Below are 15,964 nucleotides of genomic sequence, written 5' to 3'. Positions count from 1 at the left end.
GCCACGTCGCTCAGTCGAACAGGAGGTGCTCCATCATCCGCACCAGTTCGTGCGCCGCCCCGGCCGTGTCATACGCAGGGTCAACCAGCCGCTCCCGCATGATCGCGTCGATTCCGCCGCCCACGATGATGGCCAGGGAGCGCAGGTCCGCATCGCCGGGACGCCTGCGGTCACGCCGGGCCTCGGCCATGATCGCCGCGAGGTCCCGCCAACGCCGACCGCGATCGAGGTCCCGGGGCTGGTTGATCAACGCCTCCGCCATCATGCGGATGTGGCGGGGGTGGCGATGCAGGTGCGCGATCATCGTACGCACGTAGACCGCGGGACGGTCCGCAGGTTCAGCCTCCGCCACCGCCTCTCCCACCTCGGCGACCAAGGAATCCAACACGTACTCCAGCGCCGCCTGCACAACGGCGTCCTTGGAACCGAAGTGATAGAGCACCGCCGCCTTGGTGATCTCCGCCGCCGCCGCGATGCCGGCGAGGGAGGTGCCGGCATAACCGCGCTCGGCGACGAGTTCGATCGTGACGCCGACGAGTTGCTCGCGCCGCGCCTGCTCGGTGAAGGTCAGTACCCGCGACCCGTCGGACTTATCCCTTGCCATGCTCTGAGATTCTACCGTACGGTGACTGAACTTACCGATCGGTTAGGAGCGATATGTCCACACCTTCTCGCCGCCCCCGGTGGCGTCGTCTTCGAATCGCCCTGGTAGTCGTCGCTGCCATCGGGGTCGTCGCTACGTTCGCACTCCGGTCGCCGTCCCCGGCCGGTCACTGGCGAAGCGCTGAAGGTCATGACCACTTCCAGGAGGCCTACGCCGAGGCGATGGCCGAGATGCCCGCACCAGATCGCACGCTCGACCTGCGTACCGACTTCGGTCTGGTGCGCGCGTACCACTTCCCCGGCACCGGCGACAGCGGTGACCCGCTCATCCTGATCAACGGCCAGGGCTCAGCCTCTCCCGCATGGGCGGACAACATGCCCGATCTGCTCGCCCTCGGTGACGTCTACACCGTGGACCTGCTCGGGCAGCCCGGAATGAGCGTGCAGGAGCGGCCGATCGAGGACAATGCCGAGCAAGCCTTGTGGCTGCACCAAGCCCTGGACCAGCTCCCGGAGGACCAATTCCACTTCGTTGGGCTGTCCGTCGGAGGCTGGACGGCAGCGAACTACGCCACCCATCACCCCGGACCGGTCGCCAGCCTCAGCCTGATCGACCCAGTGTTCACCTTCGGCACCATCTCTCCCGGATTCGTCGCGCGCTCCATCCCTGCCTCGATCCCCTGGCTCCCGAAGTCTTGGCGCGACGGTTTCAACTCCTGGATCGCCGGCGGGGAGGACACCGAGGAGTTCGCCGTGGGCCGGATGATCGACGCCGGTCAGGTGCACTTCGCCACGAAGGTCCCGGCCCCCGAGCGGATCAGCGAGGAGGCCTTGCGCGACCTGCAGATGCCGGTGCTGGCGATCATCGCCGGAGGCTCGGTGGTGCACGACGCCGAGTCCGTCGCACAGACGGCCGAGGCCACCCTGGCTCACGGCACGGTCGAGTTCTACGACGGAGCCTCCCACGCCGTGGCGGGGCAAGAGCCGCAGCGTGTGGCCGCCGACGTCGGCGCCCTCCTCAGGTCCCAGGACTAGATCCGCACAGATCGCGACCGGTGGGTCGGGCCCGGTCCGGAGGAGGCCGCGCCGCGCAGTCGGCATCGCAATCGCCGTGGTCGGCGCATTCGGCATCTCGGGAATCGGGCCGCCTACCTGGCGGTTCCCCAGGCGATGGCGGCCAGTTTCGGCCTACCCGTCATCCCCGCGGTCGGGGCCACCGCATGGTTGCAACTGAAGGGGTCCGGGATCTGGCGACCGGGGTGGTCGCCGGGGTGCTGATCTTCCTCGCCTCCCCGGTCGTGGTTGGTGCGGCGATGCTGGCCTTGGCGATCGTGCCCGCCAGCGATGCCCTCGTTGTGCTGCGAGGCGCAGGTAGCACGAGCACAGCCCTCGGAATGCACGGCGCCACGGCTGCGGTCATGGTGCTCGGCGGGTTGGGCCTGGTGCTGGGATGAGGGCGCCGACGGATGGCCCGTGCGAGCGCCGGAAGACAGCCCGTCGGGACCAGATGGCGGCTGCGTTGCAGATCGCGGACGCAGAGGGCTGGTCGGCGGTGACCACGAAGCGGGTGGCGCAAGCGATCGATGACAGTCAACCGGTCATTCATCAGCACTTCACCGGCCGGCAGGATCTGATCGATGCGATCGCCAAGGGAGAGTTTGAGGCACTGACGACCCTCACCGATCAGTTCGTCGACGGGTCGCGACGGCACGGGCTCGCGGATCTGTGCCGGACCTACTTGGCCTTCACCGCGACGAACGCGCGGCTGTACGAGGCGATGTTCACCCGCACGAGCGCGCTGACCTTCGCCGCCACGAACACCCCGGGAGAACTGCGCGAGTCGTTCATGAGCCTGCGCCGGGCGATCGCCGACCGTATCGGCGGTGCGGATCCGGATGAGTCCGCGGAGTTGCTCCGGGCCACCTGGCACGGGTGGGCCTCGCTGCGTGCAGCCGGGCGCATCCCGCCGCAGCGGATCGAGGCGCACATCGCCCCGATCGCGCGGATGTGGGACGGAAGCGGAGCCGGGACCGCGGAGAGCGGCCAGCACGTTCAGTTGGCCGCGCGGCAGCCCGGTCCATCAATCGCGAGCGCTCGTCCTCAGGCTGCCTGGGTGCGGCGGCGCGACGGGGCGTGCGACTCGTTCTTGCGGGGCCGGCCACGCCCACGCTTGCGGGCAACGATCTCCCCGTCGACGAACACCTCGCCGCCCCACACACCCCAGGGTTCACCGCGGTCCATTGCACCACGCAGGCATGCCTGCTTGATCGGGCACTCCTGGCACAACTCCTTCGCTCGCTCCACCTCGTGTCCACCCTCGGCGAACCACAGGTGGAGGTGAGCGGGGTCCTGGCAGGGCAGCACGCGCTCGTCACGGGCCGGCCGCGCGAGCGCATCGAGCCGCTGGACGGTACCTGAGTTGCGCTCCTGCCCGGTGCCCGACGCACGTTCGCTGGGCACAGTCATGATCCATCTCGGGTCGGGGTGAGTTCGCTGGCCACGGACACCTCGGACGCTACCGCCACAGGGGAAGCGGGTCGGCTCGCCCGGGCCGCTGCCCCCGTAACGACTGCTGGAGCAGAATTGCCTGCGGGAGCGGGGCCATCTGCTGGAGCGGGGCCATCTGCTGGAACCGAACCAACTGCCGGAGCCAGGCCATCTGCTGGAGCGGAGCCATCTGCTGGAACCGAACCAACTGCCGGAGCCAGGCCATCTGCTGGAGCGGAGCCATCTGCTGGAACCGAACCAACTGCCGGAGCCAGGCCATCTGCTGGAGCGGAGCCATCTGCTGGAACCGAAGGGCGGCTGGTGCGCACGCGCACGACCGTCACTCCGACCGCCACAATCGCTATCGTCACCGCGGCGAACCCGGCATAGGCCTGCAGTCCGGCGACGGTCGCCTCCCGGATCAGGCCGGGTAACTCAGGCGCCGTTGCTGCCCAGTCCCGGCCGGCGAGGAAGCCCTCGTGGGCACTGCCCCGGGCCGCCTCCGCCGCCTCCGGCGGGGTGTGCGGGGGAACGCGTCCGGTCAGGTACGTCCGGTACATCACCAGGGCCAGAGCACCGGCGGCCGCGATCCCCATGGCCGAGCCCAGTTCCCCACTGACCTCCTGCGCCGCCGCGGCCGATCCGGCTTTGCGCTCCGGCGCGCTGGAGACAATCAGGTCCGATAGCAGCGCCATCGCCGGGCCTATACCGAGACCGACAGTGGCAATACCGGCGACCTGGGCCAGCAGGGGCGCGTCCGGCGTCGCCGTCAACGCCAGCAGGAGGGCGCCGAATGCGGCCACAATGAGGCCTCCTGCCACCGCCGTCAGCGGCATCATCCACCGGGCCAGCCTCGGGGCAAGCATGGCGCCGATGATGTTGAGCACGATGAAAGGCAGGGTCCACAGTCCGGCATGCAATGCCGACAGTCCGACCACCAACTGCAGGTGCTGGGTGAAGAGGTAGAACGTGCCAACGCCGGCGACGCCGGTCAGTAGCAAGACCAGGAGGGCCGCACCCACGCGGGTGTTCCGGAGCAGCCCCAGGTCGAAGACCGGCTCGGCGAGCCGGCCCTGGCGGCGCAGGAACAGAGCCAGGGCCCCGGCACCCGCGACGACGGCGACCAGGTACGTCCACCCCGACCCGCTTCCCGACTCCTGGCGGGTGACGAGCCCCTGCAGGCCGTAAACCAGTGCCAGCATGCCGGCGACGGACAGGATCACGCTGTGCAGTTCGATCGGGGCGCGATTGCGTACCTCCCGTTCCGGTAGCAGCGCCGTACCCAGGATGACCAGCAAGAGCATCGGTGGCACGTTGAGCAGGAAGACCGAGCCCCACCAGAAGAACTCCAGGAGCGCGCCCCCCAGGAGCGGGCCGATGGCGCCGCCGACCGTGAAGGAACTGAACACCACCGCGATCGCCAGCCGGCGCTGGTCCGGATCGGCGAACATCGTGCGCAGCAGGGAGAACAACGACGGCATCAGCGTCGCACCGGCGACCCCGAGCGCGGCGCGCGCCCCGATCAACATCGCGGCGCTGGTGGACATGGCAGCCACAAGAGACAGCGCACCGAAGACCGCCGAGCCCATCAGCAGCAGACGCCTCGGGCCGATCCGGTCCCCCACCCGCCCGGCGACAAGGAGGAAGCCCGCGATCAGGAAACCGTAGACATGCACGATCCACAGCGCCTGTCCCGCGCTGGGCTGAAGGTCCTGGGTCAGGGACGGCAGCGCGAAGAACAACACGGTCAGGTCACTGGCCACCGCGATCATCGGCAGCACTAGGAGCACCAGACCCAGCCACTGCCGCGTCGTGGCCCGGGGTGGCTCCTCGTAGTGGTAGCCCATCGCTTCCTCTCCCTGGTCGTTCCGTTACGTTGCGGAACGTTACGCGCAGTGGCACAGGTTGCACAAGGGGGTTTTATTACGACATGTCTCGTAATCTCGACGTAACATGGCCACATGACGTCCGAAGACGCCCCGCGTACGGTCGGCCGGCCCCGCGATGCGCAGATCGATGCGGCGATCACCGCTGCGGCCATGGAGTTGGTGCGCGAGGTGGGCTACCTCGGGGTGACGCTCGGAGAGGTAGCCAAGCGCGCAGGGACGTCGCGTCCGGCGATCTATCGTCGCTATTCCGGCCGCGCAGAACTGATACTGGCCGCGATCGAAGCCCATCTGGAACCCCCGACCGCCCCCGACGATGGCTGCACCCTGTGTGGCATCGAGGAAAGTCTCACGATCTTCCTCTCCATGTTCCGCACGATCGCCCCGGAGGTATTCACCACCCTGTACTCCGAATGCGCCCGGGACCCGATGCTGCGCGAGCGGTACGTGCGCGTGGCGATCGAGCCGTCCCGCCGGGCCGTGCGCACCACCTTGCGCCGGGCGGTCGACCGCGGCCACCTGCGCGAGGACGTTGACATCGAACTGCTACTCGACATCATCGCCTCCCTGACGCACTACCGGGTCCTGACCGGTGAGCACCTGAGTAACGTCGAGGCCGAGCAGGTGGTCACGGTACTGCTACGCGGCGCTGCGGTGGACTATGACGAACTGCTGGCACACAGCATGGAACTCGAGCGTGCACAACACGCCACCGAACCTCGCCTGGCCGAACCGCATTCATTCTGCTGGCCACAGCCCGGCGCCGCCGACCCACCCCGCGAGGACGGCGGTCCCTAGGCGCCGGGGGGTCGCAAAACCCTGCCGCAGCGCCGTCCTCGGTCCTCACACGCGTTCGGACGCGGCCCGCCTGCCGGCCACGGCGAACCCGAACAGCCCCAACAGCACCCCGACCGCCGCGGCGAGCACGCTGAGCACCTTCAGTGGATACCAGGTCGGGTCATACATGGACGGGATCGGTCCCACAGCGGGCACGTTCACGAAGGAGTAGAGCAGCACCGGTCCCAGTGCGGACAGGGCCACCAGCGCCGCCACTGCATAGGCGAGCCGCGATCCCGCGACCAGCACCAGGAGCGCGGCCACCGCCGCAGCGCCGCCCTGGATCCGGAAGAGCGCGGCCCCGCCGATCCCCTCCGGTGCGGCCAGTTGCATCGCCCCGGCGAGGGTGAAGTGCACGTACGCATCCACTGCGAGCGCAACGGCCACCAGGATGCGCACCACCGGTTCGACACCGCGAGCGCGAGTGCGGCCGGCGGCGCGGCCAGCGATGCTGCCGTCTGGAGGGCCGCCGGTGCGGTCAGTCGTGCGGTCAGTCGTGCGGCCACTGGTGCGGCCAGTCGTGCGGCCACTGGTGCGGCCAGTCGTGCGGCCAGTCGTGCGGCCAGTGGTGCGGTCGCCTCTACGGCCAGGAGTGCGGCCGGCGGTCCGGTAGCCCCGGTCCTTCGCGCCGGCCACCTCGCTCACTCCACGACCAGCGTGGCGGTCATCGTCGGATGCGGGGTGCAGTGGAACGAGTACTCCCCGGGCTCATCCGGCACGGGGAGCATCACTTCCTCTCCCGGCGCCAGATCGACATCGAACAATCCGGCCTCATCGGAGGTGACCGTGTGGCCGACACCGTCCTCGTTACGGATCGTGATCTGGCCGCCGGCCGGCACCGCGCCCGGCATCTGATACTCGAAGTCGACGATGACGATCACGGCGGCCTCCTCCCCTGCCTCCCCCGGTTCCGGCTGGGTCGCACCGGACGGGCCGTCAGCCTCGCCGTTGCCACACCCGGTGAGCAGAGCAACGAGCAGGGCAAGGAGCAGGGCGGAAGCGCCGAAGCATGCCCGGGGGTGGCGCTCGGCCGCAGCGTCCAGGTCAAGGTGGGCGTCAAGGTCCATGTCAGGGATACGACTGCCGGACCCGAACGGATTGCCTCGATCAGAATTCGGCGACGGACCAGACCGCACCGTCCTCGGTGACCATCTCGACCGCCTCGACCCCTTCGTCGGGCATCGCGATCACCCAACTGTTGGGTCCATCGGCACGGAGGCGCCACTGGCCCACGTCCCGGGTGCTGCCGTCGGCCAGGACCAACCGGCAGGTGTAGGAATACCCTTGCGGACCGTCGGTCCGGGTGAGCACCCGGTCGTCGATCTGTACGACGAGCACCGGCCCGTCCGCGGCCCTGCTGGGGGTGACCGTGCCGACGGCCTGCCCACCGGTATCCACCAGGGGTTGCTCCCACCGGCTCGAGGCTGCCGGGATCTCCTCATCGCTCTCGCCGAGTCCGGCCATCACCCCGGCTCCCACCGCTGCTCCGAGCAGTCCGGCAGCCACCGCCAACCGTACCGACCACCGGCGCCGGCTTCGCCGGTGTGCGAGCACGGCAGGGCCGGGTTCGCCAGCCGGATCAGGTACAACCTCCGGGTGGTGCTCGCCGGCGGCCTGCTTCTGCGAGTTCTGCCGACCCCGGGCCAGCGCCGCGAGCACCCCGTCCTCGAAACCGGCCGGCGGTGCGGTGCGCGGCACGGCCGGAAGCACCAGTTCGACGGCGTCGGCGATCTCACCGTAGTCACGGCGACAGGTGGGGCAGGTGGTCAGATGCGCGGTGACCTGGTCGCGCTCGCCCTCCGCTGCGTGGCCCAGGGCCAGGTCGGTCAACTGATCCTCGGTGGGGTGCAGTCGCTCAGCCACGGTCCACCGCCATCTCCTCCCGAAGCCTGCGCAGCCCGGTGCGGATGCGGGTCTTGGCGGTTCCCAGCGGGATCTGTTCCCGGTGGCTCACCTCGGCCGCCGTACAACCCCCGACGACGGCGAGCACCACCGCGCGGGCCTGCTCGGGCGCGATGCGGTGCAGCCGCCGGATGGCCTGCTCGGTCTCCAGTCGGTGCACGGCGCTCTCCTCCAGGTCCGGGGCGCTGGACAGTGTCTCGTGCAGGAGCCGGTCCAGCACGAGGTCGTCGGTGGGCTCGGCGCGCCGGGCCCGGACGGCGTCGATCGCAGCGTTGCGGGTGATCGTGAGCAGCCAGGTCAGCACCGAGGCACGGCGCAGGTCGTAACTGCCCGCGGCTCGCCAGACCCGCACGAACACCTCCTGGGACACGTCGTGCGCCAGTGCCGCGTCCCGGGTGATGCTGACCGCCATCCCGAACACCGCCGACTGGAAACGCCGCACGAAGGCTGCCGAGACCGCCGGATCGTCCAGCGCCAGCCCGGCGAGCAGGGCGGCGTCGTCGGCCCGGTCGGCGCGGGACACGGCTGCCATACCCCAGGGTACGACCGGGCCGGCCAAAGGGATTGGACGGCCGACAGGAATCGTCGGCTCCGGCAATCCCTGCACGCCCTCTCCCACGTATCCCACAGTGTCCGGCCACCACGGCCGGCGGTCAGGAACTGGAGGAGAGCAATGGGACGACGGACCACCGCGCTACTCAGCGCCGGCATCCTCGGCGTGGGCCTGCTGACGGCATGTGACCCCGGGGGGTCTTCCGGCGAGGGAATGGAGGACCCTGCTCCGGCGGACGACGCCGCCGTTGATGCCACCGCGGAGGACGACGAGGCCGCCGAGCGTGACAACGGTGCCGGCGGCGAGGACGGCGATGGCGATGCTGCCGGCGAGACGCTCACGACCACCGAAACGGACCTGGGCACCTTCCTGGTGGACGGGGCGGGCATGACGCTGTACCTGTTCACCGCCGACTCGCCCGGCGTGAGCGCCTGTATGGACGAGTGCCTGGAGAACTGGCCGATCCTCGAAGGTGAACCGAGCGCCGGCGACGGCGTCGATGAAGCCCTGCTCGGCAGCATCGAGCGCGATGACGGCACCGTGCAGGCGACCTACGCCGACTGGCCGCTGTACTACTTCGTCCAGGACTCCTCCCCCGGGGATGTGACCGGGCAGGGGGTCCAGGACGTCTGGTACGTGGTGGCCCCGGACGGGCAGATGATCACCGCGGAGGATGAGGACAGCAGACCGGGCTACTGATCCGAAGCAAGCCACCTGAGCCATGCAACACGGCCTGCTGATCCCGGCCGAGCCGCACCCGTGGCACGTCGCGGCGAGCGCTATCGCCGGCGAGTCACCGCTCGAGGGCTGGTCGGGCGCCGCTAGGACTGCAGGTGCGCACCGCAACCGACGTCGTAGGCCTCCCGCAGCCAGGCGATGAATGTGTCATCCAGGTCGGCCGCCTCGCTCAATCGGTACTGATGCACGTTCAGGTTCCGCTGATAGGGCGCAACGCTGCTGATCCGCCGGTCATCGGTGCCCAACGACCGGGTCATGTCGAAGTAGCCCCGGACACCTGTACTGGTGGGACGGGCACTGGCGAAGCCGCGGCGGGAACCCTTGAAGGTGACCGTGGTCTTGGACACCGACTTGGTGACGTCACCGAAACCATTGATCACCTCCTGCACCCGCCGGTACAGCGTGACGAATTCCTCGGGTTTGCCGTGCAGGTGATCTTCTTCGGTCCAGGTGCGCTCGCTCATCACTCGAGCGTACTGACCCGCCCGTGCCGAGGGTCTCTACTGTCGACTCGCATCCGGTTCTCCGGGGACGGTCATCGGGCCCCAGGCCCCGGGCGAGGTGCCAGCGCAGGCGCACTGCCGCCTGGTCGTGGCAGGCTGGAGGGGTGAGCACTTACCCCACCCTGGAAGATTTCGACTTTCCCGTCGCTCTGGCGGTCTCCGATTCGCGGGAGGTGCTGGCGTTCACCGGCGCCATCGAGGAGGTCTTCGACTGGAAGTCGGTGACCAAGCCGCTGGCCGCCTGGGCCACGCTGGTGGCGATCGACCAGGGCCACCTGGCACTTGATGACCCGGCCGGCCCCGACGGCTCGACTGTGCGGCACCTGCTCGCCCACGCCTCCGGGCTCCCGTTTGAAGAAGGTCCGACGCAGAGCCCGGAGAGGCGCCGGGTGTACTCCAACATGGGCTTCGACGTCCTCGCCGAGCACGTCGGCTCCGCCGTGGGCAGCAACTTCGATGACTGGATGCGCGCCAGTGTGCTCGAACCGCTGGAGATGGACAGGGTCGAACTCTCCGGTTCAGCGGCATTCGGTGCCTCCGGAACGATCACCGATCTGCTCGCCCTGGCGCTGGAACTGCTGGTGCCCACGCTGGTCACCGCCGAACTGGCCGAGCAGGCCCGCACCGTCCAGTTCCCCGGGTTGGACGGGGTGCTCCCGGGCTTCGGCCGCCAGCAGCACAACGACTGGGGTCTGGGCATGGAGATCCGGGACCACAAGTCCCCGCACTGGACCGCCGAGGACGCCTCCCCCGACACTTTCGGACACTTCGGCCAGTCGGGCAGTTTCGTGTGGGTGGACCCCGGCGCCGACCTGACCGCGGTCTTCCTGGGCGAGCGCTCCTTCCGCCAGGACACCCACGCCAAACTCTGGCCCCGGCTCAACGCCGAGATTCTCGCGTCCCACCGCGGCTGAGGCCGTGCCGGCCGCCTCTCAGGTCGCGGGGGATGGCGTTGTGGCCTTTGATGGAGGCACCTTGAGGAATAGGAGTGCGCCATGGACACGTGGATCTGGATCGTCATCGGAGTCGTTGTACTGGCCATCATCGTGGTCGCGGTGCTGGCAATCACCCGGAAGAAGAGTGCTCGCGACCAAGAGCAGCGAGCGGTACAGGAGCGGGCCAACCGCGAGCAAGCGGCCGCCCTGCGCGCAGACGCCGAACAACGCGACCTCGAAGCGCGCGAACGCGAGGCCCAGGCCACCAAGACCGAGGCGCAGGCCCAGCAGGCCCGTGTGGAGGCCGACCGGCTCGAGCGCGACGCACAAACCCAGGCCCAGGGCGCCGATCGGGTCCGATCCGATGTCGACCGCGAACTGGCCGATGCCGACCACCTCGACCCCGACCGGGACGCTGAGGGCACCCGATCCGGCTCCGAACACCACGCCGGGGCCGGGGAGCCCGACTCCGGCCGGCATGCCGGGCGCACGCGGCCCGACTCGGACCGACCCGACACCGGCGACGACCGGACTGCCCGGGGTCACTGAGACCGAGCACGCCCGGCGGGCGGCCGGGACCGCACGAGACTGGGATCTGCGGCGGACCAGTTAGCGAGCCGGGACCCGGATCCCGCCCGATCGCCGACGCCGATCGGAACTGGTGCCGGCGCGAACCCGGTCGCATGGAGCCCGAGAGCACCTGAGCCACCACGGTCCGACCGGTGCCACCGGGCCGCACTGCCTCCGGGGTAGGCCACACTGGGAGCGATGACCCTCACACCCCCGGCCGATCCGGCCGATCCAGGAACCGTCGACGACGACGCCGTCGTGGAGACGTTCACCGACTGGGCCACCACCCGCGGCCTGAGCCTGTACGACCACCAGGAGGAGGCGCTGCTGGAGCTGGTCACCGGTTCCCACGTCATCCTGTCCACCCCCACCGGCTCGGGGAAGTCACTGGTGGCGGTGGCCGCCCACTTCACCGCACTGGCCCACGGCCAACGCTCCTACTACACCGCCCCGCTGAAGGCCCTGGTCAGCGAGAAGTTCTTCGACCTGATCGAGATCTTCGGGGCCGAGCGGGTCGGGATGATGACCGGGGACTCGGCCATCAATACCGACGCTCCGATCATCTGCTGCACCGCCGAGGTGCTGGCCAACCAGGTGCTGCGCGAGGGTGAACTGCATGACGCCGGTGTGGTGATCATGGACGAGTTCCATTTCTACGCCGACCCCCAGCGCGGCTGGGCCTGGCAGCTCCCGCTGCTGGAACTACCCGAGGCCCAGTTCCTGCTGATGAGCGCCACCCTGGGCGAGGTGTCCTTCTTCGCCGAGGACCTGCAGCGCCGCACCGGCAACCCCACCGCGATCATCGCGAACGCCGAGCGCCCGGTTCCGCTCACCTTCGAGTACTCCCTGGAACCCCTGCACGAGTTGATGCTCAAACTCGTCCAGACCGACCGCGCCCCGGTCTACGTGGTCCACTTCACCCAGGCCGCTGCCCTGGCCCAGGCCCAGGCGCTGACCTCGGTGAACCTGACCGACAAGGCCCGGCAGAACCGTATCGCCGAGGCCATCGGCGACTTCTCCTTCGCCAAGGGCTTCGGTGCCACGCTCTCCCGGCTGCTGCGCAAGGGCATCGGGGTGCACCATGCCGGGATGCTGCCCCGCTACCGCCGGCTCGTGGAGCGGCTCACCCAAGCCGGACTGCTCGCCGTCATCTGCGGCACCGACACCCTGGGGGTCGGCATCAACGTCCCGATCCGCACCGTGGTGCTCACCGGGCTCACCAAGTTCGACGGCGTGCGCTCCCGGCACCTGAGCGCCCGGGAGTTCCACCAGATCTCCGGGCGGGCCGGGCGGGCCGGCTACGACGATGAGGGCCTCGTGATCGTCCAGGCCCCCGAGCACGTGATCGAGAACGCCAAGGCCCTGGCCAAGGCAGGCGACGATGAGAAGAAGCGGCGCAAGATCGTCCGCAAGAAGGCGCCCAGCGGGGTGGTCAACTGGACGGACAAGACCTTCGAACGGTTGCGCGACGCCCAGCCCGAGGCCCTGACGAGCCAGTTCCGGGTCTCCCACGCCACCGTGCTGGGCGTGCTTGCCCGGTACGGGGACCCGGTGGCTGCGATGGCGAAACTGCTCACCGACAACCACGACGAGCCCGTGGATCGCAATCCTCATCTGCGCCGGGTGGTCCACATCTACCGGTCCCTGCGCGCAGCCGGGATCCTGGAACGCCTGCCGGTACCGGACGCCCAGGGCCGGCGGGTGCGTCTGGTGCGTGAGGTGCCCCTCGATTTTGCGCTCAATGCCCCGCTGTCCCCCTTCGCCCTGGCTGCTCTGGAACTGCTCGACCCCGAAGCCCAGACCTATGCCCTGGATGTGGTCTCGGTGATCGAGGCAACCATGGAAGACCCGCGCCCGGTGGTCCTGGCCCAGCAGCGTGCGGCTCGCGATGAGGCGGTCGCGGCGATGAAGGCCGAGGGTTGGGAGTACACCGAGCGGATGGAGGCGATGGAGGAGATCACCCATCCGATGCCGCTGGCCGAGCTGCTCGGTGCCGCGCTGGCCGAGTACCGCACCGCCCACCCGTGGGTGGATGAGTACCCGCTGCGGCCCAAGTCGGTGGTGCGGCACATGGTCGAACACGCCATGACGTTCTCGGAACTGATCTCCCGCTACTCCATCGCCCGCAGTGAGGGGGTGGTGCTGCGGTACCTCACCGACGTCTACCAGGCGCTGCGCCAGGTGGTCCCGGCCGAGCGGCACACGCCCGAACTCACCGAGATCATCGACTGGCTCGGGGCAGCGGTGCGGGGGGTGGACTCCTCCCTGCTGGCCGAGTGGGAGGCGCTGCACGCCGGGGATCAGGACGCTCCCGACGCACTGGCCCGCGCCCGCTCGGACGCGCAGGAGCAGCCGACGACGACGGAGGCCCGGCTCGGCGGTGAGGGCGCCTCGGTCACGGCGAACCGGCACGCTTTCGCCACCAAGGTGCGCACCGCGATGTTCCGTCGGGTGGAACTGCTGGCACGGGAGGACTACACCGGGCTGGCCGCGCTGAGCGCCCGGGAGGGCCAGAGCGAGTGGGATGAGGACCGCTGGCGCACCGAGATCGCCGGCTACTGGGCCGAGTACCACGATATCGGCATCGGTCCGGACGCCCGGAACGCGGCGATGTGCCGCCTCACCACCGAGGGGCGCACCTGGCAGGTGACCCAGATCCTGGACGACGCCGACGGCGACCGGGACTGGCGGATGTTCGCCGCGGTCGACCTGGACGCCAGCGATGAGCGGGACAGCCCGGTGATCCGCATGCTCGGCGTCGGAACTGCGGATTGGGCGCAATACAGTAGTGCCCATGAGTGAGAAGGAGGCCGGGTGGTACCCGGATCCCTCCGGGGAGAACCAACAGCGGTTCTGGGATGGCGATGGCTGGACGGAGTACTACCAGCCGTTGCTGCCCAAACCGGAGGCCGCTCACGACTCCCGGACCCCGACCGAGGACTACCCCTACCTGGCCCAGGCCGGCGGAACGATGACCACTCCGCACATCCCGCCGCCGCAGGGGTGGGCGACGAGCTCGAACACCTGGTCCGCCCCGCAGCCCACCACCAGTTGGGGTACCCCGGCCGACCCCCAGGACTACGCCGGCGGCGACTACCGTCCCCCGGATCCGGCCTGGGACGCCGGGGCCGGTACCCAGGTCTACCGCTCCGGCACCCAGGGTGGCGGCGGTGGTCGCGGCGGGCTGATCGCCGTGGTGGTGGCCTCTGTGGTGGTGTTGGTGTTGTTGGTGGTCGGTGGTGTCCTGGCCTTCCGGGGCAACGGCGGCGGTGGTGCCGGTGACGACGGCCCGACCGAGGAGGGCGTGGTCGAGGTGGGCGGGACCTCCTCGGGCAGCCTGCCTCGCGATGGCGAGTGGGTCGGTGCGCTGACGATCGCCGACGCCGGGGCCTACCTGGTAGACGCCCGCAGCACCGGCGGTGACGACCTGCAGATGGCGGTGCGAGACGGCGGCGGCGCCACCCTGGCCTACAACGACGATCGGGGCAACCTGTTCCAGTTGGGCGGTGACCGACTCGACCCGATCGCGCCGGTGTACCTGGAGCCGGGTGAGTACGAAGTCGTGCTGAGTGAGTACCGGGGCAGGGCCACCGACGTCACCGTGGACGTGGTGGCCATCACCGAGCGGTTCGCCGTTGCTGATGTCGTACAGGCCGACATCGAGGCCGATGGTGCCTTCCTGGCCGTGCTGGAACTGGATGAGGAAACCGAACTCACGGTGGACGTGCAGGCCGTGGGTGCGGGCGACCCGACGCTGACCGTGCGCAGCCTGGACCGCGACGCGATGTGGACGGACGACGATCGCGGCAGTAGGGCCGATGACGAGGGTGGCAGCACCTACGATCCGCTCCTCACCGAGGACCTGCAGGCAGGACGGTACGCGGTGATGGTGGCCGAGTACGGCGGCGACCCATTGACCGTGCAGATCGAGCTCTCGTCCTCCTGAGCCGGTGCCGATGTCCTCGAACGAGCCGGCGGCCGGTGCTGTCGAGCGAGGGCCGATCCCGCCGGGGTGATACCCCGATCCCCTCGATGTGGCCGGGCAGCGGTACTTCGACGGGTCGTCCTGGACGATGCACGTTGCCCCCAGGCCCGCGGTGCAGGTGCCGGTCCAGCGGCGCAGGTACGCCCGTTGGGTCCTGACCGGTGGGGCGGTCGTGCTCGCGGTGGTGATCGGCCTGGTGGCGTTGAGCCGGGCCATGGATCGGCCCGAGCCGGTGGACTTCCCGACGATCGGCGTCGGCGGCGCCCAGGAGGATGATCCGACCGAGGCCGGTCAACCCGAGGTGGTTCCCGGTGAACAGCTCGCGGCCGGGGACGCAGTCGCCGGGTCCATCGCCGAGGGCCAGGAGCGGCACGGCACCCTCACCGTCGCCGAGGAGGCCCTGATCCTGCTCGATGCCCGCCCGGTCGACGACGGCGGGGGTGACCTGACCATGTCCGCTCACACCGCCGACGGCGAACGGGTGGCGGGCAACGACGACCGCGGCGAACTGGCACGCATCGGCGGATCCGACCTCCCGGTACTGGTGCTCAGCGCCGATCCCGGTTCCTACAGGTGGTGGTGGTGGGATCCTGGCTGGCCGAATCGGCGTCCGACTTCGAGTTGGTCGCCACGATCCCCGAACCGGTCGAGGTGGAGGGTGAGATCGAGGAGTCATGGGATCTCGGAGCCGGGTCGATGATCATGCGGACGCTGGTGGTGACCGAGCCGGGACCGTACCTGATCGAGGTGATGGCCGAGGGCGGAGCGCACGGGTTCCTCATCGACACCGTCTCCGGTGAGGTCACCACCTGGCGTTCCGGAGCCGAACACATCCAGGAGGAACGTGACCTGGCCACCGGTCGTCACCTGCTCATCATCTCCCGCGACGGCCTGGACGCCGGAGACCTGGCACTAGCCATCGGTCCCGCCTGAGACCAGTAGGCCCGCCAGCGGCCCGGAGATTC

At 69.5% G+C, this 15,964-nt stretch carries 17 protein-coding genes and 2 pseudogenes; 11 read left to right on the top strand and 8 right to left on the bottom strand.

Annotated elements, in window-relative coordinates; translation table 11 throughout:
• Positions 1 to 10: 10 nt before the first annotated feature.
• Positions 11 to 604 (bottom strand): TetR/AcrR family transcriptional regulator, encoded by a 594-nt coding sequence (locus ACO0LV_RS09505; protein WP_424787652.1) that lies wholly within the window; start codon positions 602 to 604, stop codon positions 11 to 13.
• A gap of 53 nt (positions 605 to 657) precedes the next feature.
• Between ACO0LV_RS09505 and ACO0LV_RS09500 the strand changes: the two genes are divergently transcribed.
• The 3 genes and pseudogenes from ACO0LV_RS09500 to ACO0LV_RS09490 form a co-directional block, all read left to right on the top strand.
• The gene (locus ACO0LV_RS09500; RefSeq protein ID WP_424787651.1) at positions 658 to 1,638 is read left to right on the top strand and encodes an alpha/beta fold hydrolase; all 981 of its coding nucleotides are present in this window, start codon (positions 658 to 660) and stop codon (positions 1,636 to 1,638) included.
• A 20-nt stretch (positions 1,639 to 1,658) separates the two neighbouring features.
• Positions 1,659 to 2,057, top strand: coding sequence for a DUF4267 domain-containing protein (locus tag ACO0LV_RS09495; RefSeq protein ID WP_424787650.1), 399 nt, complete (start codon positions 1,659 to 1,661; stop codon positions 2,055 to 2,057).
• Positions 2,054 to 2,557: pseudogene (locus ACO0LV_RS09490) on the top strand (TetR/AcrR family transcriptional regulator); the annotation flags it as partial. The gene ACO0LV_RS09495 and the pseudogene ACO0LV_RS09490, both read left to right, overlap by 4 nt.
• Positions 2,558 to 2,703: 146 nt before the next feature.
• Here the strand turns inward: ACO0LV_RS09490 and ACO0LV_RS09485 are convergent.
• Both ACO0LV_RS09485 and ACO0LV_RS09480 read right to left on the bottom strand, forming a co-directional pair.
• Complete coding sequence (locus ACO0LV_RS09485) at positions 2,704 to 3,069, bottom strand: WhiB family transcriptional regulator (RefSeq protein ID WP_424787649.1); 366 nt, start codon at positions 3,067 to 3,069, stop codon at positions 2,704 to 2,706.
• Positions 3,066 to 4,937, bottom strand: coding sequence for an MFS transporter (locus ACO0LV_RS09480; RefSeq protein WP_424787648.1), 1,872 nt, complete (start codon positions 4,935 to 4,937; stop codon positions 3,066 to 3,068). Before ACO0LV_RS09480 ends, ACO0LV_RS09485 begins: the two co-directional genes overlap by 4 nt.
• Positions 4,938 to 5,051: 114 nt before the next feature.
• Between ACO0LV_RS09480 and ACO0LV_RS09475 the strand changes: the two genes are divergently transcribed.
• Positions 5,052 to 5,774, top strand: a complete 723-nt coding sequence (locus tag ACO0LV_RS09475) for a TetR/AcrR family transcriptional regulator (RefSeq protein WP_424787647.1) — start codon at positions 5,052 to 5,054, stop codon at positions 5,772 to 5,774.
• A gap of 45 nt (positions 5,775 to 5,819) precedes the next feature.
• On the opposite strand, the gene ACO0LV_RS09470 is transcribed toward ACO0LV_RS09475, so the two are convergent.
• The 4 genes from ACO0LV_RS09470 to ACO0LV_RS09455 all read right to left on the bottom strand — a co-directional run bounded on the left by ACO0LV_RS09470 (position 5,820) and on the right by ACO0LV_RS09455 (position 8,247).
• Positions 5,820 to 6,215, bottom strand: a complete 396-nt coding sequence (locus ACO0LV_RS09470) for a hypothetical protein (protein ID WP_424787646.1) — start codon at positions 6,213 to 6,215, stop codon at positions 5,820 to 5,822.
• 239 nt (positions 6,216 to 6,454) lie between these two features.
• Entirely contained in the window at positions 6,455 to 6,880 is a 426-nt protein-coding gene (locus tag ACO0LV_RS09465; protein WP_424787645.1) for a cupredoxin domain-containing protein, read from the bottom strand.
• A gap of 40 nt (positions 6,881 to 6,920) precedes the next feature.
• Positions 6,921 to 7,676: an anti-sigma factor family protein gene (locus ACO0LV_RS09460; protein WP_424787644.1), complete on the bottom strand. Its 756-nt coding sequence runs from the start codon at positions 7,674 to 7,676 to the stop codon at positions 6,921 to 6,923.
• The gene (locus ACO0LV_RS09455; protein WP_424787643.1) at positions 7,669 to 8,247 is read right to left on the bottom strand and encodes an RNA polymerase sigma factor; all 579 of its coding nucleotides are present in this window, start codon (positions 8,245 to 8,247) and stop codon (positions 7,669 to 7,671) included. Before ACO0LV_RS09455 ends, ACO0LV_RS09460 begins: the two co-directional genes overlap by 8 nt.
• A 141-nt stretch (positions 8,248 to 8,388) precedes the next feature.
• Here ACO0LV_RS09455 and ACO0LV_RS09450 point away from each other — a divergent pair, with 141 nt between their 5' ends.
• Positions 8,389 to 8,967 (top strand): hypothetical protein, encoded by a 579-nt coding sequence (locus ACO0LV_RS09450; protein ID WP_424787642.1) that lies wholly within the window; start codon positions 8,389 to 8,391, stop codon positions 8,965 to 8,967.
• Positions 8,968 to 9,089: 122 nt separating this feature from the next.
• Here the strand turns inward: ACO0LV_RS09450 and ACO0LV_RS09445 are convergent, their stop codons facing one another.
• Positions 9,090 to 9,470: a DUF5655 domain-containing protein gene (locus ACO0LV_RS09445; protein ID WP_424787641.1), complete on the bottom strand. Its 381-nt coding sequence runs from the start codon at positions 9,468 to 9,470 to the stop codon at positions 9,090 to 9,092.
• A 143-nt stretch (positions 9,471 to 9,613) separates the two neighbouring features.
• Here ACO0LV_RS09445 and ACO0LV_RS09440 point away from each other — a divergent pair, with 143 nt between their 5' ends.
• The 6 genes and pseudogenes from ACO0LV_RS09440 (at position 9,614) to ACO0LV_RS09415 (ending at position 15,932) form a co-directional block, all read left to right on the top strand.
• Positions 9,614 to 10,423, top strand: a complete 810-nt coding sequence (locus tag ACO0LV_RS09440) for a serine hydrolase domain-containing protein (RefSeq protein WP_424787640.1) — start codon at positions 9,614 to 9,616, stop codon at positions 10,421 to 10,423.
• 81 nt (positions 10,424 to 10,504) lie between these two features.
• The gene (locus tag ACO0LV_RS09435; protein WP_424787639.1) at positions 10,505 to 10,993 is read left to right on the top strand and encodes a hypothetical protein; all 489 of its coding nucleotides are present in this window, start codon (positions 10,505 to 10,507) and stop codon (positions 10,991 to 10,993) included.
• Between the two features lie 219 nt (positions 10,994 to 11,212).
• Positions 11,213 to 13,816, top strand: coding sequence for a DEAD/DEAH box helicase (locus ACO0LV_RS09430; protein ID WP_424787638.1), 2,604 nt, complete (start codon positions 11,213 to 11,215; stop codon positions 13,814 to 13,816).
• The gene (locus ACO0LV_RS09425) at positions 13,809 to 14,960 is read left to right on the top strand and encodes a DUF2510 domain-containing protein (protein ID WP_424787637.1); all 1,152 of its coding nucleotides are present in this window, start codon (positions 13,809 to 13,811) and stop codon (positions 14,958 to 14,960) included. The genes ACO0LV_RS09430 and ACO0LV_RS09425 overlap by 8 nt, the downstream gene beginning before the upstream one ends.
• A gap of 82 nt (positions 14,961 to 15,042) precedes the next feature.
• A pseudogene (locus ACO0LV_RS09420) lies at positions 15,043 to 15,699 on the top strand (DUF2510 domain-containing protein); the annotation flags it as partial.
• Positions 15,696 to 15,932 (top strand): hypothetical protein, encoded by a 237-nt coding sequence (locus ACO0LV_RS09415; RefSeq protein WP_424787636.1) that lies wholly within the window; start codon positions 15,696 to 15,698, stop codon positions 15,930 to 15,932. The pseudogene ACO0LV_RS09420 and the gene ACO0LV_RS09415, both read left to right, overlap by 4 nt.
• Positions 15,933 to 15,964 lie beyond the last annotated feature (32 nt).

The organism is Pseudactinotalea sp. Z1739 (assembly GCF_049725055.1).
GTDB lineage: Bacteria > Actinomycetota > Actinomycetes > Actinomycetales > Beutenbergiaceae > CALKWS01.
This window is presented reverse-complemented; position numbering and strand designations above follow the sequence as displayed.